Genomic DNA, 24,147 nt, shown 5'->3' with positions numbered 1-24,147 from the left:
ATCTTCCCCGTGCGGCTAAACGTCAGAACGAAGTGACCGTCGACATCCTCTATGATCTGCGGACCGTCTTTTGACGCGTCGAACAGCTCTTTCGGGTCACTTTCCGCTTGCTTCCGAGTCCACGCCTTGTTCATACGAGTTGGTACCTTCAAAGTCCCATGAGACCAAATATTTTGACGCCGGTTCAATTGTACTGTTTTCTGCCGAGAACGGCAAATCGATCTTTGGAAAGACGATGCTAAAACAGGATAACAAATCCATTAGGCCGATGCTGCTTCTGGACACGACGATACTCAGCGCTCGTGCAAGGAAGCGTCCACCTGAAGGCCTAAGAGATTGGCTGGCGGAAGCCTCCGAAGTCGCGCACCTGTGCATATGCTTTCCAGTTCTAATCGAGATAAAGCGCGGTCTTTATCTTTCAAGAGACGAGGACACAAAAGCTCGTGTCCTACGGGCGATTGAGGATATTGAACAATCGAATTTCTTCTATTTGGGATTGGGGCGTGAAACGGAGGACATACTTGCGCAGATGATGGCTAGTCCGGCGCTGAAAAAGTTCTGGTTTCCCAACCCCGCCCAAAGACGCCAAAGGGTCAGCCACGACTTAATGATCTCAGCGGTCGCAATCACCTACGGAACGCCCATCCTGACGACCGACGGCGATTTTGCGGAGATTGACCGTCACTTCAGACTTCCAGGCGTCTACAACCCGATGACCGATAGATGGGAAGTGATGTCCGTGGAGCCAATCGAATTGCCTGTAATTAAAGGGTCTTTTACAGAACCAACAATATAACCGGATCACACCTTGGCACGGGCAAACCGTGACGAGATCCTTCGACCTCAGGTGGCCAACCTCGTCCTTGACGGTGCGTCTCAGATGTTGGTTTTCCTTACGATAACACTTCGTGCCCTCGCACCTCAACTCCTGCCAATTTATAATTCCTTCACTTTAGCTTTTCGGTTTAATTCAACCTTCGGATGGTAAAGGTCGCGCTCGCCTGTCGGAGCCGCCCCATGACGACCAACCAAATGCTACTCGATCAGAAAGCCAAACTGTCCAAGGTGGCGAACAAACTGATCTTGATAAATAAAGAAATCACGAAGCTGTACGTTGATGCCGCGCTTTCTTTTGATGACCTAGCTGGACTGGATTCGGCGCAAGTCCAGACTTTCCTGTCGATGCACGCCAATATGTCCCTCCGGGAGATCGAGCAGCTACAGAAAACTGCAGCCATCTTAAGTCCAAAATCGTCTCCCTTCTCTATTCATCGGGAACTTCTGATCGGCAGCGGCATTTCGATCGCCGCGATCAACGAGTTCGCAGAGGCTACCGAGGTCGCGCAACGCGAAACCATCCGCCTCCTCAACAAATCGAAGGTTCTGCGCGCCGACGAAATAAAAAATGTTCGTGATGCGGACACGGAATGCGCGCGGTCAGAGTCAGGTCGAAAAGCCGTACTGAGCGCTTACTCCACCAATGTGACAGAGCGGAAGATTGAAAGATTGGAGCGCCAAAGCGAATCCATCGCGCTTGACCTCCAAACTTTCCAAGATTCATGGGACCACGGCGAATTCGACGAAGACGAAGAACTGCATGCATTCTGTCACAAAAAACTGGCTACCGCAGCGGCCGAGGCCATAGCATTGTACATTGATGTGTTCGGTGACGCACACACGCTCCTCGACTCGTCCGACGGCGATGCACGGCAGCTAGCGGCACCATATTTCGCTCTTCGTCAGTTGGCTGACGGAAAGTTCGGTATGCGTGGTGGCCTAGATTTGCTGCGCGACATCGGCGAAGGTCGTATTGGGATGGAAGTCATGGTTGCCTTTGTCGATGGCGATCCCGATCGCCCGCTGGTGACGGGCGTCGTGCCCAACCCCGCCAATGGGGTACCTTATGATCTTCCTGGCAACAAGACGCGGATGGTGCTCCGCTCGAACACCCACAAAGGCCAAGGGTATAACGAACTGTCCTTTGAAGATGAAGCTGGACAAGAGAACATGTTTCTTCACGCGCAGAAGGACCAGACCCTCAAAGTTCTCAACAACCGCGTGAAGCGTGTTGAAGCTCACCAGGTCGAAAGCGTGGGGCAAAACAAATCCATCGATGTCGGGCAGAACCATCAGGAGAAAATTGGCGGGTCGATGAACCTGACGGTTGGTGGTGGAGCGAGCGGCGTCCCGTTGTTAGGAATTTTGAGCGGCATTGCTGCGGCTGGCGGTCTTGACAGCAAGAATGGTGCAGCGGCGATTGATAATCCCCTGCTTCAACAATTTGCTGGTGCGATTGCGTCTTCCGGTGTGGCGACGGAGGCCTCCTCGCTCATGGCAAACGCTGATGTCACCAATGCTGGTAATTTTGCCAAGGGTGCGGGCAGCGAGCAGACGTCCACTGGCTCTGCGCTGGGTGGGCTTCTTAGCAAGTTGTTCCCACTGAGCGGCATCGTCACCACTGTGATCGAGAAATTTCGTACCGACACGATTGGTATCGCCCGGACCGAGCAGATCGGTGTCTACAAAAACACCACGGTTGGTCACACGATGACAATCAATGCCGGAGAGGAATTCATTATTAAGTGCGGCCAGTCGAAATTGATGATGGACAAGGATGGGAATGTGACGATCACAGGCACGAAATTCAATTTCGCGGCCTCCGGCCATGTTCAGATCAACGGTGACGTTATCGACCTGAACTGAGGTGGGCTATGCTCGGACGGAACAACACCCCTTTTGCCGCAATCGGCTTTGAGCAGGCCCATCGTGATGGCCATGACATGGGCGTAATCGCTGTTCGTGGCCGGTACACGATTGACGAGGATGGTGAACTTGCTCTTGCCCCTGAGCAGGAGCTTGTTCTGGTCGATGAGTATGAAGGAGATCCTCATACGACGCCTTTGTTGAAAGCAGCCGATCTCGTACCGTTCAAGCCGTCAACCGATATCAGCATTCTTGGAAAAGCTTACGCTCCCACGGGCCACCCCAGCACCGAGTGGATTGCTGGGGTGCGCATCGGCAAGTGGGCGAATGCTGTTCGCATCAATGGACGTCGCCATTGGCTTTGGCGCGCCAAAAGCTGGCGCCTCTCAGCACCTGAACCGATCGATGAAGTGGCAATGGATTATCGGAATGCGGCGGGCGATCTGAGTTGGGATCAGAATGACGATCCAGAGGTGCCGCAAAATCCTATAGGGATCAAAAGACCACCGAGAGAGGGTAACGAAAACGATGATGCATTACCTGTTGCTCTGATTGATTCACTCGACGATGACTATTCCGACATTTTCGCCAGCAAAACGCCAAAGGGGTTTTCACCTGTACCGCCGTTCTGGCGTCTGAGACAGCAATATGCAGGAACCTACGACGACGCGTGGGTAGCTGAGCGCCATCCGCAATTGCCGGAAGATTTCGATTACCGTTTCTACCAGTCTGCACATCCTGACATGATTTACCCAGGCTACCTGGCAGGCGATGAGTTTATCGAGCTTGCCCGCGTGACGCCGGGAGGCGGAACCCTTCGGTTTTCGTTGCCCGGTGTACAGCCCACGGCGCTTTATCGGTGGCGTGATGGACGAGAGGTCCGGGTTCTTCTTAATCTCGATGGCCTGCACATCGACCTTCGGCAAACGCCATACCAGGTGGACATAACTTGGCGCTCGTGGCTGCCGATCTGCCCTAACTTCCTGCGGATTGAGCTGACCGTGGACGAACTTAATGCGATGCGGACGTCTGGTCTCCCAAGGGCAACGATTGATGGTCTGTCGGAGGAGACAGCATGAGCATTCCCCCTCCTCGGGAAGCGAGCCGCGCGACCCACGACGGCATCATTATTTCGAAGTACCCCGACGTCTGTCGCTCTCCTACGGCACCAGTGCCTTACTGCATCATCGCCTATCAAGATGACGATGCGAATACGGCCTCCAGTGTGTTCATGACGGGCCAGCGGGCGCATAAGCAAAACTCTATCGTCACAAAATGCATGGGCGACGAACCGGGCACCGGATTGGGTGTCAAATCCAATACAGTTTCTTCTATCTGCCACCGGAAAGGCCATTCGAACAATGTTCGTATCGAAGGTCAGTGGGCCACGCGGGATAGCGACGAATGGTGGATGAATAACAAAAATACCACTGGCAAGTTGGTCTGGCCAAAACATCAAAAGTCTTTCGGCCCAACGCCGCCTCTTTTAGTTTCCGATGATACGGCTGCTGAGGATTCGGATGAGGGCAAGATAATGTCGGATGCATTGCCGGATCCGCTCGTTATGAATGCGCAATATGCTCAAAACACTGCGGTTGCTCCTACTCCGGTTCAGCAGAGCAGTAATCCCGTAAATCCGGGCCAGGTTCCGAGCGGAGGTAGTCCTTTCAATCAAAATGGATTCAATGGAAAAGGCGAAATCCCACCGTCAGCCAATGACAATAAGCCAGAAGAGCTAAGTCGATGGTGGAAGATAGTGAACATGTTGAAAAACATCAAAACAATCTCCCCAAGCGGACCCGGTGCAATGGAGGCCATGTCATATGCAGATTATTGGCTGAAACGAAATGTGAACCAACCGCAAGATTGGTACAAGAAGGGTTTATGGGTTGGTGACCCGCCTCAGAAGGAACACTACGTCGATAATGACGTACCGAATGGCTCAGGCATTGAGGCGACTGCACAGCGCACCGATAAAAAACCCGAGCCTCATTCAAGAACTGAAGGAAATACAAGCATTCTGGGTAAACCCAAGAAGGACGAAGAAGAAAAGAAGGACTGCGGTTGCCACGTAGGATCGTACGACAAAATGAAAAAGAGTTGTAATACTCTGTGCGGTCCAGGATATCAGGCCCATCACATTGTGCCAGATTATACTCTGCGTTATGGCACAAGAGCAGAGGCTGAACGCGATGAAAAGCGCATACCAGGATTGCCAAAATTCGGTGAAGGCCCCTCCATTTGTCTGTTTGGCCAAAAGGCGGATGCCGGTAGTGAACATGGCCTTGCCCACGCTGCAGATACGCAAGTTTACACAGCCGGATCAGGCTCAAGTACACCTCAAGGTACAACGGATATCGGTACAATAACTGCGATTTCTATGAGCGCCGCAATCTCAGCCAAGGGTGGAAAATGTGTCGCTGAGATTACTTTGGAGCTTCAAAAGCACCCTAATCTATTTTCTGACATTCTTGGTCGCACAACTATTCCGCCACCGATTGAGGGCGTTGATAAAGCTTATGAATTACTGAAAAATGGCGTTCGGGCGACAAAACATTGAAAGAAGACGATGCAAAAAAAATCCAAAATCAGTTTCACGAGACTATGCGCTGTAAGTTACGATATTGCTTATCTTGGGACGAACCCGGAAGGTCAGGAACTTGCGACGCCATTTACAGCAATATGCCAGTACAATCATGGCGAATGGTCTTACGAAGCCTTCGACTTTTCACTCGCAAGTCTCTCACTTTACGAGGCGGCGGAGCAGTCTTACCGCATTCTGTATGTTCTAGCGGAAGCCGGTATTGCGGTTGATTTCGATACGAAGGCGCGTGAAATTCTGATTCCGGCGAAGGCGCCAATACGGAAAGACCATCGGTTAGGTTATCTTAGAAAGATACGACAAATTGGGGAACATTTGTTTGCTTGTGGTGACGGAGGGCAGTTACTCCAGCGAGCATCGGGTGGTGAGTGGGAAATATTGGACCCAAAATTTCTTGATGGGCCAGACGCAACACTAGATCCAAGCTCTAAGCTTCGGCAGCATTTGTTTAAAATGCATGACCCCTCTAATAACACTCAAGAAAATTTTGATCTTACATCTAAATTGATTTTAGATAACGCACTTAATGTTATTTGGGACATTGCGGGCCTTTCAGAGAAAGACATTTATCTCGCCAGCGAAAAGAATGCCGTTTATCACTATGACGGGGAGCGCATCTCAAAACTCGAAACGGAGGCAGACAGTGGAATACTTGCAGTCCACGCGGTCGATGCCGACACAGTATATGCCTGTGGACGGGATGGTAATTTTCTCTTTGGCAATAGCCGTGACGGCTTCCGCAAATTGAATGTCCCAGGATCGCCTGTTTTCAACGGAATGGCGAGCTTTCAGGGCAAGCTTTACCTGTCCAGTATTGGTCGTCCGCGCGGTCTTTTTGTTTTTGATGGGGCAAAACTTGAGCGCGTCGAAGGCGATCTCGTTCCCGGCATTGATGACGTCTCCGCCGTCTCTGCTGTTGGCGACGAGGTGTTGTGGGTGATGGGAGAAAAGGATTTGCTGCGTTTCGATGGAAAAACCTGGGAGCGCATTTTGTTTCCTAGCAGTGAAACAATGACGCCGTAAGGCAAGCCATGAAATTAAGCTTCACCAACTGCCAGGCTGTATCCTGGGACTTGTTTTACCTTCGAGGCAGCCGTGACGATGCAGATGCTTTCGCGCCGTCTTCTCGTGTGTTGCAATATGCCAAAGGACAACAGGGAAATGGGCGCGATTGGGCCTACGACGATTATCCCTTCGCCTCGAATGATATGACACTCTACCGCTGGGACAGGATCGACGCCCGCATTCTCTGCGTCTTGGGAGAGCCTGGTCTGGTCGTTTCTGCCGATAAAGAATTTAACGACGAGATTATGATTGATCCCTCTCGTACTTGGCAGAATGGTTTGAGGCTGGGTCGGATGACACGTCTTCGTCAAATGGGAAATGAGCTTTACGCTGCTGGTGAAGGATACTGATCGCCTCGTCGAAGTTTTCCGTGACGACCTGATTTACGGTATCAATGGCCCTGATGAGAGCACAATTTATATCTGCGGCAAAGATGGCCTTTTGGCCGCTCGAACAGATCAAGACGGTTTCCGACGCCTGCCGGAACTTACCGAACAGGGACTTCTTGATATTGTTGTCTTGGACGAGGAACGCATTCTGGTCTGTGGCGAAAGCATACTGCTGATCGGGAATCACCGCGATGGTTTTCGTCAGGCTGCAAACGTATCGCATGAGTTGACCTTCCGTCGGATGGCCACGTTTGGCGACAAGGTTTACCTAGCCGCACCCGGCGCTGACGGCATACGTGGCGGACTGTACAGCTATGACGGAAAAAGCCTCTCCAAAGTAGAGACCGGTTTACCCCGTGAAATCGGCGGCCTGTCCTCGTTGAGTGCTACAGATGAGATGCTGCTTGTAGTCGGTCACAAGGAAATCGTCCGCTTCGACGGAAAGACCTGGGACCGGATCGATTATCCTGGAAATGCGACGGGTGGAAAATAAGTGCTCCTCGGGCCAAGTTAAGGTAAAAAATGCCAGCCAGGAAAAACCAACATGCTTAGTATCGCAGATGATATCTTCGAGAAAATCAATTGCTTTGGTGTCGGGCGTTGGCTTGGCGACCTGGCACTGAAGCTTGGTTTTGATCTTCCGGGACAAAATCTCTCGCCTGGATCGTTTCACACTACAAACCTTGGGCGAGGCCGTATTCTCACTATCGGACGGACCGACCAGTCCATGCCGGATAATAAAGACGCACTCTATCTCTATCGTGTGCAGGGCGGCCCTTCGGCCCCCATGCCCTTCGGGCTAAATCCAGTTGAAGAAACGCTCTCTTCGGCAATGTCGAAATTATCAAGGGATACCGCCGGGGGAGACGCAAGCGACCGCCGTGTTTCTTTTTTTCTCAACGAAGGCAAAGTGATTGAGCTTCAATTCAACGAATGGATGACCGGATTTGGAAGAATTTTGATGGCAGGTCTTGGGGGGCCTATAGGCTGGAGTGAAACGTAGGTCGCCACTTCATGTAGTATCGGATGATTTCAACAATAACGAAGATGCGGCCTTTCTTCGCAAATTAACCCGAGAGGATGATTATGACACCAGGCACACCGGTCTCTCTCGGAAACGGATTTGCAATATCCAGCCGCTTTCTGATTATCGTGGGCTTTCCAGATGAGACTTCTGAAAGTGACACTCCGCTCACGCGAATATTTTACCTGAATTTAGACGGCAAGACGTTGTTCACTTATCAAGAATGGCCCGGAGAAACTGTCGTTTCAGCGTGTTTGCGTCGGCCAACTGAATCGAGGACAAGAGCCGGATGTTTTTTGTCTGATAATGGTCGTATTCAGATATTGAACTCTAATGAACACATTAAAGAAAACTTAAATGTCGACCCTAACAATTTTGGCTCGATGCGCAGCATCCAAGAAATTGGCGAGACGCTTTATGCATGTGGTTTTGGTGGGCAAGTCTATCGGCGTTGGAATACCGGCTGGGAAGCCATTGATGGCGGCCTAGAAGATCAATCGAAACGCACTATGCGCGAGGAGCTTGGCATCGGCGAATTTGCCAACCAGCCCATACTCGACATTGAGAAACAGCTCGAATTGAGTAAACAAAGGCCCAACTTCACGAAGATCGATGGCCTATCTGAAAGCGATGCCTACCTTACCGGCTTGAACGGTACGATCATGCACTACAATGGTTCGATGTTGTCCCGACTTTCCTCGCCGACAGACGTCCACCTACTCGATATCCATTGCGTTAATCCGGATCGAATTTTGATGGTAGGGTACTCTCAAACGCTTCTAATCGGTAGCGCAACTGGGGGCTTTTCAGTGGCGCACGAATCTGATGACCCATTAACATTCTATTCCGTTCGTGAATTCCGTAACGAAATATATTTTGGCACGACGGCTGGGTTAAGAAGGTTCACAGGAAGCGGTTTCGAAGTCGTCCACGAACCGTCATCTGGTCTGGATGCCTCGACGGTAATTCAGCAGATCGATAGCGTCGACGACGAATGCCTTTGGATAGTCGGCGACAGACATATTTGTCGCTATGACGGTGTCAATTTCAAGAAAATTGAACTCGTTGATAACAAGGGGCTGTGATCCTATTCTGACAACTGGGCGTAGCGAGCAATGGCTGCCAGATTATGAAGATACGCTATATGTCTATCGCGTACAGGCCACGCCTCTTCGTCCATGTCGCAGTTTTCTCCTTCGACAGATCCAAAGTGCTTTACCTCCAATACAACGAAGAAAAGACTTGCTCTGTAGGATTTTGATGGAGCGTCTCGAAATCAAACGCTTCTTGAAGGCACTATAACACGGTCGCACCAATCAGCATTTCGATCTCCGCCGATCACATATCCTGGTCATGGTGAGTTAACTTTGATCTATCGGGAACGAGCTGAACAATGGAACGCAAAATGGCTAATCCCGAACCCCCAGTTCAAAAATTGACCGCTCGAGCTCAACGTCCGGTCAAGTCCGACGACAACACCATGTACGCGATCAGTCGGGTTGATGCCGACCGCCATGGCCAGAATGCATGGCTGGTCAATCTTTCCAGAGGCGGGAAAACTTTTCAGATGACGTTCAGCGACGGTACGTATGGCGGCAATGAGCAGGCGCTGACTGTTGCCAAGGCTTACCGTGATGCGGTTCTGAAGGTTGTACCACCTCTCACCAATAGAGATATGCGCATGCAGGTGCGCAGGAACCGCTCCGAAGGGAGCAATCTGCCGGGTGTCTACTATAATAAACCCGGTGAACATTCGAAAGACGGCGCCTGGATCGCCAGGATTGAATTACAGGTTGATGACGGCGGCCACGGCTCTCCGGCAAAGCGACATCGCAAGGCCCGCACACGGACGTTCAACGTCGGCAAATATGGTTATGACGAAGCACGACGCCAGGCGGAGGAAGAGCGTATTCGTATGGTGCTTGCAGTTGAAAATGGCGAGGAGCCTGCGCTGAGAAGTCCTGCCGCTTTGGCTTTACATCGAAAGTTGAGCGATACAGAAAAGTGAGCAAGGTGCTTGGGAACATCCCACATCACGAATATCTCTTGGAAGCGCAGACCTTCTATCTCACAGGTTATCAGGAGCGCTGGCCTCGGAAATCAACGCCCACATTGCGTTCGATGGTGGCGAAGGGAAGGTAATCTTTACAGTTCGAGGGCCTTTTGCAATCACAGCCCCCTCCCCGATAAAAAGCAGGATCTCACTGCAGAGATGATCGTAGACCTCAAACGTCGTTATTATCGGGGCTGACATATCGACAGTTGATTTCCCGCTAAGCAAACGATTATCCCTAGCTGTTTGAGATCGCTCGTATTTTAGCGATTTTCTTACGGGCCCTGCAATATCCGATGTCGTAAAGACGTCGCTAAAGGGGACGCTTCAGTGGCAGACATCGATCCGAAGGCACAATCACTTTCCGCGGCGATCAGGCGGATAACGGAGCAGCAGCAGCAGATGACCGATCGCGCACTGGCGATGGCCGTCGAGATCGAAAAGCTGACGGCCGTGGTTCCTGCCGCGGAAGCAAAGGCCTTCCTAAAGGCGCGGTGCAATCTGCCTGCGACCGAGCTGTCGGCCTAACTGGGTTTCGCGAAGGCATTGAAGGGTTCAGAGCAAGTCCTCCGGACGGCCCGCGCATCGTTCCCCGTCGTGAAGTCCTTAGTGGCTGCCGACCAGGAAGCCCGGCAGGAAATCCTTGAGCGCATGGCGATCGGCGCGCGGATCGACACGAAGGACGTCGCTCTGATCAAGAAACGGTTGGCCGACGAAAAGCTGACGCCGGCCGAAGCAATGACCGCGGCGAACAGGAAGGCCGTTGCGGCGGCTGAGCGCTGGCTTAACGAGGGTCCAATCAGGCTCGCGACGAATGCCACGATCACCGCAATGGACAACGCCGGACTTCCGAAAGATGAACAAGCCGCGATCGTTGAGGACCGGGATATCATCATGAAACACAATATGCGTCTCGGTGTCATCAGCGAAGTCTTCGCACCAGCCATCGAGAAAACGGTGAATTCGTCTCGACCAGGAAGTAACGCACAGGATGAGATCGCTCGGTTGATTGTCACTGCAATCAGCATCCGTCAGGAAGATGACAGTGAACTGGTCACATTCACCTTTACAAGTGAAGCTGAGGCAAACGCATTCGATAAAGCGATTTGAAACCGTGGTCGGTGGTTTTCGGTCTTACCGATTGATAGACACCGCGCCGTTTTGAGCCCATTCGCGTCAATTGGCACGAGCCCTCCCTATCGAGGGTCGCTTCCCAGAAATGATATTTCCGGCGCGGGTCAGGTTTGTGGTGGAGGCAATTTGGAACGCAGCGTATTCGTGGTGGACTTAAATCCGGGATAGGCAGGATCGCTTGACAGCCCTACTCTCGCATCGATCTCGTCCAGTTTACGCCTCGCATCCTCTGGTTTTCGTTGCACAATCAGAGTTTCTGCCTGTAGAACCATCGCCTCAAGAACCTGGCGCCCGATTGGCCCTTCGTTGATGCTGCGGTAGAGTTCGATAACTGCATTGAGAGGCTCCAGCGCCGTCTCGAGACGATTTGTTTCGAAATCTTCATGTCCCATATTCACATAACTGGCAGCGACCATAACGCCGATATCTACGTCTTTCTTCGTGCCAAAGCGTCTCTGTAACTGACCATAGGCAGCATAAGAAGCGGACCGATCTGTATGTTGCAACTTGTGACCCTTGTTGTACAGCGCAAGTGCCAGCAGACGCTCGTTCGCCAGTTCACGGCTCTCCGACAACCTCTCAATCACCTGATCAAGTATTGTGACGACCTGTACGTCCGATGCGCTGGAAGCTTGCTCGATGAGGCGACGCGCTTCCGGATCGGCTCCGGGCAAGAGTCGTGTACTGATCGGGCCATCGCTTGGCAATGACGACACATACCATGGAGCGGGCTTCGGCGCCGGTGTCGTTGCGACGGAATATGCGATCAGCGCCAGACCACCCAGACAAAAAACAGCCGTACAAACAAGTTCGATGAGCGAAGACCTCCACCAGCCGGTTCGACGGACTGGAGGAACAGATTGCGAGTCAAAAACCAACCCTTCCCTATAGTAAGCAAGCTGCATCGGATCGACCAGCCCGCTGCGCACATCGTTAAGGCCAAGCTCCTCCACCAGAATATCAAAGCGATCTGGTTTCAAAGGCACTTGATGTTCAAACATATGTTCAGCGATGGCACGGGCAAGAACTGGTTTAGAGGTCAACGGCCAATCGGCCATGCGTTCCCGCAACCACTGTCGAAAGCGATTGGGATCACGATGCTGGCTTTCTTGCAGCAAAGGGTCCACGAAATCCGACAGGGAGAATATGAATTCTCGACCCAGCACAACGTCATCGGCAGGCAATAGCGAGAGTTCCTCGACTGGTGCCGTATCCGCAACTGGCCCGGCGCCGGGATGCGGCATTCGTTGTGGGTCGCTACCCATATTTTTCAGCGGCAAAGTCGACGTTTCGTTTGCAACCGTATCCATAGGCTGGTGCTGGTGGTCGCGCCAGCGGATGAAATCCAATGCTTGCTGATAAGCTTGGTGCAACGCCTGGAACCCAACAGGGTCTTCGTCAGGCCGCGTTGCCTTCAATCGTTTGGCATAGGCACGCTTGACGGCTCTTTCGTCAGCGCCCTCGTCCAGTTCGAAAGCCACCAGCGGATGGGTCATCTCGGATCAATTTCACTGAGAACTCTGACCAGATCGTCACGAAACCGAGAGATCTGCCTTTCGTCCTGTGTGTTCAGCACACCGTTGAAATGCATGATGGCATTTTGCAACATCTCCCGGTGCTCCAGTCTTTCCTCATAAAGGCGCTCTGCCCTCGCCATCAGCGCGAGATTTTCCTGCTGCTCACGCGGGTGCACCTTGATGGCCTCCAGCTTGGCCAGCCGTTCGCGGATTTCCGCTTCACTCAATCCCGTCTGTCCGCGTTCGATGACGATCTCGTGGTGAGCGCCTGTCGCTTTGACCCGAGCCTCGACCTGAAGAATGCCATCGATGTCATAGGTAAATCGGGCAATGACCCCGCGGTCGGCGGCTTTTTGCGCTTGAGGGATAGGAACCTTCAGCTCACCGAGCAGGATGTTCTTGTCGGCAATGGGGTTTTCACCCTGATAGATACCGAAGGTTATCGTTGTCTGAGCCTCGTTGACCGGCAAGAATTCTTGCTCCCGGCTCACGGGAACAGTGCTGTTGCGCGGGATGAGTGGTAGGAAATAGCCCGGCTGGAACTGCCCGCTGACATCCTGGCGTGAGATATTGGTGCCCAAAGTGTATGGGCTGACATCGGTCAGAATCACTTCCCGCAGGCTGGCATCGCGTCCTTTGAGCCCACTTGCGACGATGGCACCGTGGGCCACGACCTCGTCCGGGTTGACGTGACGTAGCGGCAAACGCCCAAGCAGACGAGTCACAGTCTTGATAACAGGTGACATGCGGCTTGCGCCGCCGACCATGACGATGTCGTCGAGATCATCCGGTCTTAATTTAGCATCGAGAAGCGCTCGCTCAAGTGGGCCACGCAAGCGTGCGAGCAGCGGTTCGGCCAAAACTTCAAACCGTGCCTGATCAATCGACCATCTGATCTCGCGAGCGCCGATCTTCGCTTCCAGTGCCACCTCTTGCGTGCCGGAAAGCTGTCGTTTGATCAACTCCATGTGGCGGCGCAGTTGCAGGCGTTCGGAAGGCGGTACTGTATCGAGATCGAGCTTTAGGTCCGCTGCGGCCGCATTCATCAGCAGATCGAGAAAATCCTCCCCGCCTAGAAAATTGTCGCCGGCACTGGCATGAACCTCCACGACGCCATCGAAAATCTCGACAATTGATACGTCGAACGTGCCGCCGCCCAGATCGAAAACCAGAAACCGGCTTTCACCCTCTCTGTCCTGCATACCATATGCGAGCGCCGCTGCTGTCGGTTCATTGATCAGCCGCTCGACCTTCAGTCCCGCCATCTCGGCTGCCAGGCGGGTCGCCTGTCGCTGACTATCGGAAAAATAAGCAGGCACCGAGATAACCGCTTCCGTGACTTTATGACCGGTCGCAGCTTCCGCATCGCCAATCAGGCTTCGCAGAACAAAGGAGGACAGTTCTTCAGGTCGAAAATCCTGGCCGCCAAGACGTGTTTCGCGCGCCGTTCCCATCCAGCGCTTGAAGGTGGCAACACTGCGATCCGGGTGGGTGACGAGCCGGTCCTTCGCTGCTTCACCTACGATGACGCCATTGTCGTCGAAGCTGACGACTGACGGCGTCAAGGTAAGTCCACTGGCATTGGGAAACAGGACAGGGCTTCCGTTTTCGAATGTCCCGATCAGCGAGTTTGTCGTTCCAAGATCAATACCGACGATCATGCATGCTTCCAGTCGCATAAGCCTCTGTGCAACGCGAAAACACCACTTGCAGCCTCAACGTGTCAAGCCCAAAAAGACAATCGATAGGCTATGCGAGACCGAACTTTGCGAAAGAGTGTTGCGACAAGCGTCCTTGGGCCGCTTCAGAAAAATGGAGTTAGCCGAACACCTTAGGATTTCCGTGACATCCGAGTTTGTTCGATGGTGGAAAGCATCCATGTGGCTCTGAGCCTGCGAGGGAGTCTTTCATCAGCCAGACGTTCTTTCAGGGCTTCTATCAGCTCTGGGGTAGCGATAATGCGGGCTAGACGACAATAATTGCGAAATTCTTGCGTGTTTCTTTCATCAACGATTTTGAGCAAGACCTTTTCCAATCGGCGAACCTGCTGGTTCGACAAGGTCACTTGTTTTAGAAACCTCGCAAGGTTCGCCTTGATATAGCCAGATCGAAAGAACCACGGGTCAGCCTCGAGGAACTCGATGGCCATTTCCACACCGCGCGCGTCGCCGTTTTTCAGCCGATCATAATGCTCCCAGAAGCCTGGAGGGTAAGCCGCTTTGGTGGCATTGTAAAACCGCTCTAGTAATGCGGGCTCTCGTGGAGAAGTATTGATAGCTCTTCGCGCCTCCTCAACATTTTTTGCCCGTTCTGTCCATGCAAACTTGCTCAATGCGCGCTTTCCATTCAAAAATACCTATAAACTACGACGATCGTAGCAAATAGGTCTTTCAGGTCACAATCCGGCTACCGCTGTCCCGCTCGTCTTGGGTTTTGCGCACCCAGCGCCAGAATGGATCATCCGACGTCTTGGTGAGCTCGTCTGGAACCTCGTCCACTATCTCGGATGCCATGGCTGGGATCGAGACACCGTAGCGCTCGATCAGCCAAGCCCTATAGACCGCATTCAGGTTATCATCAGCCGGGGGCTCGCCGGGCGCCCCCAGACAGTCCTCGCTGATGTCCTCATAGCCGATCGCCAAAAGCCGCAAAGTCAAAATCGATCTCCAGCGCAAAATTCTCCAGCAGCGTAGGGTTCTGGATTTCCTCAACAATCGATAGAGCAATTGCGGTCACTCATTGGCTTGGCCGGATAACGATGCCGGCTGACGAGCCTACCTGAGTAATGGAGAATCTGATCGCCCCTCGCTTCCAAACTCCATTGGCGTAACGCTGCCAACGCAGCACTTGGCCCTTTGCGGACTTCCGGACCAGCTCAATAAATGACCATCGACCCGCTCGCGGAGTCCCCTTCTACGCCGCACGGGAAGTGGCCTGATAGGTAATAATACGCTAGCGAGTGATAAAAACCCGGGTCGAGAACATCTGCAAACTCGCATTCCAAGCAGAGCTGCAGAATGTCCCAACGGGCCTCGAGCGTAACCGCGTCAAGGTATTGCGGGTTGATATAGGCCTGCAGCTTATCACTGATCAGCGCCTCGGCATACGGCTTGACGATATTGACTCTATCGTTCCACGTCGCATAAGCCGATTTGTCTTTCTGAAGCAGCTTCACTCTCCATGCATTTGCCGCCTCCAGACGAATATTCTCCCAAGCTAGGGATGAGGCATGGCTGATTGCTTCTGGCCAAGACGTCAGCAGCCTGACGCCTTCGAAATCTCCAACACCGACCAGTCGAAACCACTCAACGCTATTAAGTTTGTCTAGGCTGGCAATTGTACGTGGATGCGGGTTTGCTTGAGACAAGCTCTATTGCCTTTTTCAGCGTTGGTATCTTTTGCAAAATGTTAGCGAAGCAAGGGCACTTCGTAAATTGCTAAGTCATTTATTAGCGCAAATCTATTGTGATGACTGAGGCCGCTTTGGCCGAAGCAGACACTGGAATTTCCTGTTTCCTTGGGCGATAGCACTGTAAGCGATGGATCAAAGTTCTTATCCGTCGTACTTAGCCAGAGTCGACAAAGGCGTAGACCCTCGAGAAATCTGCTCGGGCGGCGTCCTTTCGATGGACCATGAAAATGTAGTCGCCGTGGTCGCCGAAGTTGAAATCCGCTTCGCCTCCGGAGGCGAGCTTGATCAGAACGAACCACCCATCTGGCGTGGATATATCAGACCAGCCGCTTTGTGCTGCATGTTTCGCAGCCATTTTCTGGATCGCAGGAAGGTCGCGAACGCCAGTTATGCCGAACATCTGGTGCTGTGGTCCATCTCCGATTTTAAAGCGCTCGCTGATCGCGATGGAAAAATCCGATGGGTCTTCGATGCCGAGATCAGCATAGACCTTCGGGTTGTTGTTGGGGCCGCGCTGGCCGAAGGGAGCGCTTAATGAGCGCTCGAAGCGCAACGTCTGTGCCGAGCGGCTGAATTCGTATTTGGAGGCAAAAGCCCTGACAGGTGCGCCGTTGCGGCTGAATGTCATGCGACCGGCCTCGTCAACACCAAGCGATAGTCCGTCAACAGCCTGCCCGTTTGGTACGAACCGCTTAAGAGTGCTGTCCCAGACGATCATCTGTGATGCCGAAATTGCCGTCTCCATCGCGTCTTCCGACACTGTATGGGGCGTGAGAGTTGCGTCCGCCGACGTGTAGAGCACGCGCCAATCCGTGTAGTCCGTTCCCGTGAAAAGGGAGATCAACCCGGATGCCGGTAGCTCTTCCGGTCGATCAGGCACGTCAGCGAGATTGATCTGGGCAAGATAATTGAGGTGCAAGCCGTTGTCGTCGCGTGGCCAATCTACGTCGGCAGGAAGGTCAGGACCGCCGCCGATGCGGCTCAGTCCAGCGATTTTGGCGTCGGCGGTATCACACTCAACCATGGCAACCGTCGGCATTACGATTTGACGCAGGGCGTCACGCTTCTCCTGCAACCCAGCGTCAGTAACCGCCTCGTTAAAGCGATCCTCGATACTGGCCACGGGTGCCTTCGCTGCGGCTGCATTTTCAATGCGCCGTTCTTCATGGCTTTGCTGGACACAGATGGCTGACACCCGCTCCATGTTGTCCTTCAGTCTTTCAAGAACGGCTACCTGCTCGGCATCCGCCGCAGCTCTCGCCTCGTTCGCCGCATTACCTTCGAGCTTAAGGCGGATGGATGCCAGCAGGCGCCCAAAATCCGTCTCAATCTCGATGAGCTCAGGTGCACTGACCATGGCGGTGGCGTGGTACCATGTGGAGGCGTCGGCCGACACCAGAAGTGCACGCAGGCGATACCAGTCGCGTTTTTCCTTCGTCTCCCAGTCCTGCAGACGATCCTTTACCTTGCTCATCTCGCCCGTCATGCCCGCGAAGATGACAGTCTTTCGCTCCACGATCTTGCCGCCATCACCTGTAAGCCGTTCGCCGAACCATTTTTCAGGCGATTTTCTCTCACGCTTGGAAGACCACACGCTCATCTGTGGCGAGAACGCCGTTTCTGGATGACGACGCAATCCGATTGATCCTGCAAAAACGCGGATATTTTCAAACATCGGATTTGCTTCGATCAAGAATTCCGGCGCTTCGACCAGCTTCATATGAGACTCCCAGCGCAGACGTAGTCGCTTCGATACTCGACCAGATAAGAAACTTGCGCAATGGCCACAAACGCCGTGATCCGGTCGCGGCAGGTTCTGACAGTGAACGGACATGACGTCATCAGTCCGGCGATACAAAGGCGAAAGAGCCTAACCAGATAGGAGCACACAGCGGTCGAATCGTTTGGTTGCCAAATCCGCGACAGGCACCATGATGACGAGATCGTCGGCGTCCCAAAATGTCCGTCCGGTGGCCGAGCCCGCCGGTAAACGCACGAGGATAATCCAAGCCATCGGATCACCCAAATCGCTCCAACCTCTGAACAGAGCATCCTCCGCAGCCTCCACCCGGCAGTCATGGCCACCCCGGATGGTCGCGTAGCCCAGCATCTGGTGGACTTGGGGTCGACCTGCACCAGCCTGCCGACCCGCTTCAGCAAGTTCGAAATCCTCGTAGGTCCCGGTCAGGTCGTCAATTGAACCCACACCGGTTTCCTCTAGATGCGTCTCCGCCGCCAGACGATCGAATGTTCGCGTCGGGCGCGGCAGCAAACGTGCAGATGCCGCTGTCGCCCAGCGTTCGTCCGAGAGGGCCTCGAAGCCACAGCCAGGTTCACCGACAGCCCAGACGGGATCAGATGTATGGGCGAACTTCAGAGATCCGTCAGCCATGAGTTCTGCCGTCACCAGATCGCCTTCCGTATGCGGCAGCATCCCGACGGGCGTATTTGGATCGAGCTCCGCAACGACCCGCACCGCAGCGGACGATGCTTCAATGTCAGCCTCCGTCATGTCATGAAGAACAAGAGAAGAACCGGATGGCGTATAAACAACATCGACCAGCAAAGCGTCATCGTGAACGAAAAACGAGAGTAGACCCTCATCCGGCAAAGGCCCGGTCTTCCTGCAAGCCGCTTTCACCTCAGCAAGATTGATCTGCATCAGAAATGGATGGCGCATTCCGCGCGCGTCGCTGGGCCATGTCCCTGGCAAGAGATCAGGGCCACCACCCATGCGGCTCGCGCCAAGAGGCACCGGCTCGCCGTATGGCTGTTCCTCCAGTGCTATTGCTTCTGCGAAAAACGGCGCAACACGCGACATCTCGTTTTCGCCCAGAGCCGACGCAAACCGCTCGTCCCACTCGCTGCTCGCCGACCCTTGCTCGATAACGGTCGGCTGAGCATTGACTGCCGTTGAGACCAAGTGCCGCTTTTTTTCCTGCTGGTGAAATTGCGTCAGTAGCATCTTATCGTCGATGTAATCTACGCACGCCTGCAATCCTTGCATCAGCACATGGAAGCCCTTTTCGGTTTTATCCTTGTCATGGGTTGACGAACGCCAGCCAAACACCCAGAGGCGGTTGCTCCGGCCATTCACGAGGGTGAGGCCTGCGACCTCTCCGCCAGTCGCCGTGGATGAGGGAGTTCCTGTTCCGGATCGCCCTTCGCGGCCGAAGAGCTGAATCGCCCCCAGATTCCAGTCGGTAGAACTGCCTGCTCCAAAGAGATCAGCAGCAACGGATGGGAACTGTTCATCGAGCGGCAATGACTGGCATTGATTGCGTACCAGAACGAAAAGCGATGAAAGTGTTTCTTCACCAGGGCTGGGCCGGAGAACAAAGCGTCGGGGTTCAACAGCAAAAACATGGGAGAAGGCGTGCGGAGCGGTAAAAACAAAATCTTGCGTCATCCACCGCTGCACTCGATAGGTCATGCAAATACCTCTAAAGAATATTTTATGAAGATAGCGCCACACAAGTTCACGTTGAATATAAATCATATTCGTCCGTTGACTACACCTGATGGCAATTGATTGGCCCAAACCGGTCATGGTGTTCACGGACCAGGGCTTGTGTCGGCTTTTTAAAAAAAAAGGGATAACAATTGTCATGAGAGCACGAAACCCACTGGCACTGGCCCTCTCCGGTGTCATCGCTGCGATGACGCTAGGGCACGGCTCGGCATTTGGAGGACCGATGACAAGAAGTGAGATTATCCAAAAAATCGAGGCATCTGCACTCGAACTCGAGATAGGTTCGATTTTTGAACTAGAGTTAGGAGAACCGCCGCAAATAGATGGCGACGAATTTACAATCACCCCCGAAGGCTCTCAGCAATTCGCAATGGATGGTAGTGGCGGAACGTTCAACCTGATGCCAGACGGAAGAATTCTTCTCATCGACTCCGAGGGATCATTTGGGATAGTTGCGTCCGATTTTAACGAGCTGGTCGCTATAGCCACAGGCTTACCAAGCTGGCGGGACGCGTTGAGGTTTGTTGGCGAACCAGATTTACGACAAGCGCGAGCCGCCTGGGCTGCATACGTTCAACAATGGGGCTTGGACGAGGCATTGAGCAAGCCGTGGCCATATGAGTCCGGAGGCTATTCTGTAGCCACGCCCGGCGCTGCAAGGGAAGCTATCCGAAAGCGGCTCCGTGTCGAAACTTCCGCTGATCCCTTCGCGGTGCTCTACCGCGCATTGAACGAGCTAAATGATGGGGTGGCTGTTTCCTGGCAGGGCGAACCGCTCTTTCTCTTTGGGCGTCAACGCTAAACTCGTCCATGATTGCCGCCGAGCAGGCTCTCGGCATAAGGGATTCCGTCAACGGCGCAATGACCGTGTTGGCGCGAAGCTGCCAAGGCAGCACTTGGCCCAGAGCAGTCATTCGCCGCCAGAGCAACTGCCGCAAAACCCTAAGTTTCGCGACAGATTGGCTGCCCTGAATTTTAAGGGGAATTTCTGTCGCAAAAGTCATGTGCGTAAGTCCAACTTACGCGACTGATTTTTGCGACAGCTTACCACGGCAGGGATCCACCCCGTTATGGCTACGGCGGCGACCTAAGTGGGCTTGCAGCCCGCGAGAAGTCGCGGAGGCTTCTATTGATCGGCCGAATGGCGGCGTAAAGCCGGCCAGCCGATGAGGACACTTGTTTGCAGCAACCTTGCCGGTATTGACCCGAGATTCTCCGGGCGACGATGGACTGGACGATTTAGCTACCTTCCAACCTACCAGACGAAGAACGAGGCGCTAAAAGGCGGCCCATCACCAGGACGTCCCGAAATTCACCTTCCAGAAACCGGGCTTTCTGTTTGCGGCCCTCTTCAACAAAGCCCACCCTCCTATACAATCGAATGGCGCGTTCGTTATGGGCGTTCACCGTCAACTCGACTCTTAAGAATTCGGCGTCGTCGGCCGCCTCCAACGTCGCGTGGATGAGGCGACGGCCAATGCCGTGCTCGCGCCACCCCGGTATGATGCCCATGCCCAGTGACCCGCAATGGCGTTCAGCCTCTAAGCTAGGGCGAACGATGTCGCACCAGCCGACGATGGCGCCATCGTGTTCGGCAACAAATTGGGGGTTGCCGTGCTCAATATTGCTTCGCACGAAGGCCAAGGCGCCCTCGGCGCTCGGGGCGTCGGTCAAGCGGATATAGATGCGCTCGCGCGCCACCGTGCCCACGGCCTGGCGAAAGCTCTCGGCGTCCGCTTCGGTGATCGGCCTGATCCTTACCTCGGTGATATCCATGTCCCGCACCTCTGGGCAGCAACATTGCCGCCGGACAGGCTCAAATGCAACCTGGGGCACTGGCTTTTATCAAGAAAACTGTCGTCCCCTTTCTCATACCGCAATCTGATAGCGGTCAGTCAGCTAGCCACCCCATTTTTGACGTTCCGATCTGTCGCAGAAATCCTGCAGAGCGTCCAAAAACCCGTTGGATAAATGATGGCCTTGAATTGTTCAGTATCGGAACTCCCGTTATCGCGATTTTCTAGATTTCGATTCCTAACGAGCCCGACATCGCACTCTTGGCCACTTTAGCACCCATACTTTGCTCAGAAGTGCGCAAAATCGGGCTATCACGGCATGACAGGGGCAATCAGGCCCGCAACGCCGACAAGGGTGATGGCTCTTTTGATATTGTAAACGAGCGCCGTCAGGCTGAACTCCCCGCGAACGTTTTCCAGCCTTCGCATTAGGAACGCGCCCTGATACATCCATTGCTTGATCGTCCCGAACGGATGTTCGACGCTTTCGCGCCGCCGGTCAGAATATCGGGCCGGGCGGCAAGACGTGTCGCCATGCGGTCAAGTGCCGCCTCGTTCTCAAGGCGCGACACGCGACGGAAGCTTCTGGTGCAGCGTTCGCACAGGCTGCACGCCTTGCAGGCGTCGCGGTTGACGTAGTCGATCTTCACATTGTCGCGGGACTTGCCAAAGTGACGGGGTGAGAGCACCTGATCTGCGGGGCAAAGGTAGATGTCCTTGTCCGGATCATAGCGAAATTGTTCTTTGGAGAAGAAACCCTCGGCCACGGCGGGACCGCGGATCGACTTGGGAACATAAGCGGTGATGCCGGCCTTATCACAAGCCTCGATATCCTCGATCTTGAAGTAGCCTCGGTCTGCCACCGCCTCGATCCTGTCGACGCCGAGCGTGTCCATCGCCGCCTCGACCGTCGGCGTAAGACGCCCCATATCGAACACCTAGTTGCAGACTTCCTTTTCGGCGATCAGCTTGTGCTTCACATCAACGGCAAGTTGGATGTTGTAGCCGACGCGGACCTTGGTCATGCGCGCCATGGCGCGGGCATCCGGATCGGTCAGCGAGATCTGGTCCTCGCCGGTCTTGTCCAGTTCATCCAGCAGCGCCTTATGACGATCCCGCTTGCCTTTGATCGCCGCGATCTTTTCCGCGAGTTTTCCATCGCCGCGACTGGTGCCGCGGTCATTGCCGTTGGCTTTGTCCTCATCCGCATCGCCCTCATCTAGACGCTTCATGTAGTCGGCCAGCTTCTCGTCGGCTTCGTTGATGAACTTCGTCAACGCTCCCCGCGTGAAGTTGCGGTCCTTGTTGTTCACCGCCTTTATGCGCGTGCCATCGACTGCCAGAACAAATCGAGCTGACGACATAAGCATGACGAACTCGCGAAACACCTGTCGGAATGCAGACCGGTTCATACGGCGGAAATCGGCGATGGTGCGGAAGTCGGGCTTCAGGTGTCGCAGCAGCCAGATGACCTCGATATTGCGGTGGGTTTCCGCCTCCAGCCGCCGGCTGGATCGCACCCGGTTGACGTAGCCGTACACGTAGAGCTTCAAAAGATCGGCCGGGTCATAACCCGGACGACCAGTCTCGTTCGCCGTCACGCGGTTGAACCCGGCGGCGACAAAATCGAGGCCATCGACGAAGGCCTCGATGAAGCCGACCGGGTTGTCCGGCCCCACGTAATCGTCCACCGCTTCCGGCAGAAGCAGCAATTTGCGCGCGATCTGTTCCTGAAAGATGTGCCATGACGTAAGCTACCATGGACGGTCATCCCTGAGAATCCAGGACAGACTAGCCTGTTACATTCCGCGAAGGACACGACACAGCAATGCACCACTATTTCCGACCGATCACTCCCGACGACAGTGCTGACCTGGAAAAGCTGTGGCGCACTTCATGGACCCTGACTTACGGCCCGAGCCTTGGCCCAGAGGCGCTGTCCAAAATGCTGAAGGATCTTGATGACAACGGAGTTGCGTCGATGTTGCCAGGGACTGGTGAGCGTGGCTATTGCATGGTGAGAGAGAATGAAATTAACGGAACCGCCGTCATCATCGAGCGCGGGGACACCGCCTATCTGTGGGGGATGTATGTCCATCCCCAACAACAACGAAAAGGGCTTGGTTCACTGTTGCTGAATGGCGTGGCCAATACAATCACAGACGCGCAAAAGGTCGAAATCCGTGTGCTAGGTTCGAGCCCGCAAGCTCTGGCTTTTTATCAAACGCACGGCTTTGTTGAATCCGGAAGAGAGGCGATCGATCTTTTGGGTAAGCTAACAGCCGAGGCGATTGTCATGAGTGCCTACGTCGAGAATTTACGACCCCGTTTCGCCTGAATAGATGGTGCGTCTTGGAAGTGGCATCAGCCGACTGCTTTTCAGACAGTCTGCAGGAATTTTGCGACAACTTGGCAGCTTCGCGCCAGAAGCGGTCATGGCCCTACGGCGGCTAGCTGTTGGCGGGGGTTGGTCGCCGTCGCGTCTGCACAGCCTCTTCGGCCTCGCCGTCGTACCAACCTTCGGGGAATTTGAGCGTCCAGATGACGCGACGCAACTGCTGTGGGTCAATGTTGCGATACCCCAGCTCTTCTAGTCTTATCAAAAGGAGCAGATGGTTCGTGTTGACTACAAGTCGAGCATAGCCACTGACGTTTTGAAGGATCGGCCTCATCGCGGCATAGGTTTTGAAACCGAAGGAGGCGGAAATTGCCTCATCCAGGTGCGAGGACCTGATTTGCGGAAACGCTCTCCGCAATTCGCTTTTCAGGGCGGCGACGTTGGAAGGCGTAAATCTGACGGAAACGTTGAGCATGAGGCGACCCGCTGTCGTGTCGAAGTCCGCCGATTATCCTTCGACCTTGGTGAGCATGGTCGTAAAAAAATGTTCTAAGCCCTTCAACCCGGCAGCAAGTTTGGATGGGCACCACAATGCCACTATAGTCTTTGCTCGTTTCCCGCTCAAGAGAGAAGTCCGCTTTT

The 24,147-nt window shown here is 53.9% G+C and carries 23 protein-coding genes and 1 pseudogene; 14 read left to right on the top strand and 10 right to left on the bottom strand.

All coding sequences use genetic code 11. The features are described from left to right. Positions 1-70 precede the first annotated feature (70 nt). The 12 genes from RRU01S_RS23855 (at position 71) to RRU01S_RS23795 (ending at position 10,946) form a co-directional block, all read left to right on the top strand. Entirely contained in the window at positions 71-796 is a 726-nt protein-coding gene (locus RRU01S_RS23855; protein ID WP_131367837.1) for a type II toxin-antitoxin system VapC family toxin, read from the top strand. A gap of 221 nt (positions 797-1,017) precedes the next feature. After that, a complete protein-coding gene (locus RRU01S_RS26345; protein WP_174447699.1) occupies positions 1,018-2,703 on the top strand; it encodes a bacteriophage T4 gp5 trimerization domain-containing protein in 1,686 nt (561 codons plus the stop codon). Between the two features lie 8 nt (positions 2,704-2,711). After that, positions 2,712-3,782, top strand: a complete 1,071-nt coding sequence (locus RRU01S_RS23845; RefSeq protein WP_045232724.1) for a DUF2169 family type VI secretion system accessory protein — start codon at positions 2,712-2,714, stop codon at positions 3,780-3,782. After that, on the top strand, positions 3,779-5,263 hold the full coding sequence (locus RRU01S_RS25105) for a DUF4150 domain-containing protein (RefSeq protein WP_052816249.1): 1,485 nt from the start codon (positions 3,779-3,781) through the stop codon (positions 5,261-5,263). The genes RRU01S_RS23845 and RRU01S_RS25105 overlap by 4 nt, the downstream gene beginning before the upstream one ends. A 9-nt stretch (positions 5,264-5,272) precedes the next feature. After that, complete coding sequence (locus RRU01S_RS23835; protein ID WP_045232723.1) at positions 5,273-6,328, top strand: hypothetical protein; 1,056 nt, start codon at positions 5,273-5,275, stop codon at positions 6,326-6,328. Between the two features lie 8 nt (positions 6,329-6,336). Next, complete coding sequence (locus RRU01S_RS23830) at positions 6,337-6,720, top strand: hypothetical protein (RefSeq protein WP_045232722.1); 384 nt, start codon at positions 6,337-6,339, stop codon at positions 6,718-6,720. Next, positions 6,689-7,252, top strand: a complete 564-nt coding sequence (locus RRU01S_RS23825) for a hypothetical protein (protein ID WP_045232721.1) — start codon at positions 6,689-6,691, stop codon at positions 7,250-7,252. Before RRU01S_RS23830 ends, RRU01S_RS23825 begins: the two co-directional genes overlap by 32 nt. Positions 7,253-7,303: 51 nt before the next feature. After that, complete coding sequence (locus tag RRU01S_RS23820; RefSeq protein WP_045232720.1) at positions 7,304-7,762, top strand: hypothetical protein; 459 nt, start codon at positions 7,304-7,306, stop codon at positions 7,760-7,762. A gap of 83 nt (positions 7,763-7,845) precedes the next feature. After that, positions 7,846-8,868, top strand: coding sequence for a hypothetical protein (locus RRU01S_RS23815; RefSeq protein WP_131367835.1), 1,023 nt, complete (start codon positions 7,846-7,848; stop codon positions 8,866-8,868). Between the two features lie 308 nt (positions 8,869-9,176). Beyond that, positions 9,177-9,791, top strand: coding sequence for an AP2/ERF family transcription factor (locus RRU01S_RS23810; RefSeq protein WP_045232718.1), 615 nt, complete (start codon positions 9,177-9,179; stop codon positions 9,789-9,791). Between the two features lie 375 nt (positions 9,792-10,166). After that, positions 10,167-10,364 carry a hypothetical protein gene (locus RRU01S_RS23800; RefSeq protein WP_045232716.1) on the top strand — a complete coding sequence of 66 codons (198 nt, stop codon included), beginning with the start codon at positions 10,167-10,169 and terminating at the stop codon, positions 10,362-10,364. 81 nt (positions 10,365-10,445) lie between these two features. Next, positions 10,446-10,946: a hypothetical protein gene (locus RRU01S_RS23795; protein ID WP_244446101.1), complete on the top strand. Its 501-nt coding sequence runs from the start codon at positions 10,446-10,448 to the stop codon at positions 10,944-10,946. Positions 10,947-11,074: 128 nt separating this feature from the next. Here the strand turns inward: RRU01S_RS23795 and RRU01S_RS26340 are convergent, their stop codons facing one another. The 7 genes from RRU01S_RS26340 to RRU01S_RS23760 form a co-directional block, all read right to left on the bottom strand. Continuing rightward, on the bottom strand, positions 11,075-12,466 hold the full coding sequence (locus RRU01S_RS26340; protein WP_045232715.1) for a hypothetical protein: 1,392 nt from the start codon (positions 12,464-12,466) through the stop codon (positions 11,075-11,077). Beyond that, positions 12,463-14,148 (bottom strand): molecular chaperone HscC, encoded by a 1,686-nt coding sequence (locus tag RRU01S_RS23785; RefSeq protein WP_045232742.1) that lies wholly within the window; start codon positions 14,146-14,148, stop codon positions 12,463-12,465. The genes RRU01S_RS26340 and RRU01S_RS23785 overlap by 4 nt, the downstream gene beginning before the upstream one ends. A 170-nt stretch (positions 14,149-14,318) precedes the next feature. After that, positions 14,319-14,819, bottom strand: coding sequence for a hypothetical protein (locus RRU01S_RS25100; RefSeq protein ID WP_052816247.1), 501 nt, complete (start codon positions 14,817-14,819; stop codon positions 14,319-14,321). Between the two features lie 58 nt (positions 14,820-14,877). Next, positions 14,878-15,144, bottom strand: coding sequence for a hypothetical protein (locus RRU01S_RS23775; RefSeq protein ID WP_131367833.1), 267 nt, complete (start codon positions 15,142-15,144; stop codon positions 14,878-14,880). Between the two features lie 218 nt (positions 15,145-15,362). Continuing rightward, positions 15,363-15,854, bottom strand: a complete 492-nt coding sequence (locus RRU01S_RS23770) for a hypothetical protein (RefSeq protein WP_045232714.1) — start codon at positions 15,852-15,854, stop codon at positions 15,363-15,365. Positions 15,855-16,053: 199 nt separating this feature from the next. After that, positions 16,054-17,619: a DUF1963 domain-containing protein gene (locus RRU01S_RS23765; protein ID WP_045232713.1), complete on the bottom strand. Its 1,566-nt coding sequence runs from the start codon at positions 17,617-17,619 to the stop codon at positions 16,054-16,056. Between the two features lie 150 nt (positions 17,620-17,769). Then, positions 17,770-19,398, bottom strand: a complete 1,629-nt coding sequence (locus tag RRU01S_RS23760; RefSeq protein ID WP_165572270.1) for a DUF1963 domain-containing protein — start codon at positions 19,396-19,398, stop codon at positions 17,770-17,772. 22 nt (positions 19,399-19,420) lie between these two features. Between RRU01S_RS23760 and RRU01S_RS25095 the strand changes: the two genes are divergently transcribed. After that, positions 19,421-20,173 (top strand): hypothetical protein, encoded by a 753-nt coding sequence (locus RRU01S_RS25095; RefSeq protein ID WP_052816243.1) that lies wholly within the window; start codon positions 19,421-19,423, stop codon positions 20,171-20,173. A 437-nt stretch (positions 20,174-20,610) separates the two neighbouring features. Here the strand turns inward: RRU01S_RS25095 and RRU01S_RS23750 are convergent, their stop codons facing one another. Further along, positions 20,611-21,147, bottom strand: coding sequence for a GNAT family N-acetyltransferase (locus tag RRU01S_RS23750; RefSeq protein ID WP_045232738.1), 537 nt, complete (start codon positions 21,145-21,147; stop codon positions 20,611-20,613). 332 nt (positions 21,148-21,479) lie between these two features. Further along, a pseudogene (locus RRU01S_RS26870) lies at positions 21,480-22,913 on the bottom strand (IS1182 family transposase). Positions 22,914-22,995: 82 nt separating this feature from the next. Here RRU01S_RS26870 and RRU01S_RS23740 point away from each other — a divergent pair. Further along, positions 22,996-23,505: a GNAT family N-acetyltransferase gene (locus tag RRU01S_RS23740; protein ID WP_045232711.1), complete on the top strand. Its 510-nt coding sequence runs from the start codon at positions 22,996-22,998 to the stop codon at positions 23,503-23,505. A gap of 112 nt (positions 23,506-23,617) precedes the next feature. On the opposite strand, the gene RRU01S_RS23735 is transcribed toward RRU01S_RS23740, so the two are convergent. Further along, complete coding sequence (locus tag RRU01S_RS23735; RefSeq protein ID WP_045232710.1) at positions 23,618-23,980, bottom strand: hypothetical protein; 363 nt, start codon at positions 23,978-23,980, stop codon at positions 23,618-23,620. Positions 23,981-24,147: the final 167 nt, after the last annotated feature.

This window comes from Agrobacterium rubi TR3 = NBRC 13261, from assembly GCF_000739935.1.
GTDB classification, from domain to species: domain Bacteria; phylum Pseudomonadota; class Alphaproteobacteria; order Rhizobiales; family Rhizobiaceae; genus Agrobacterium; species Agrobacterium rubi.
Note: the sequence above shows the minus strand (reverse complement) of the source record. Positions and strands in the feature narration are given on the sequence as shown.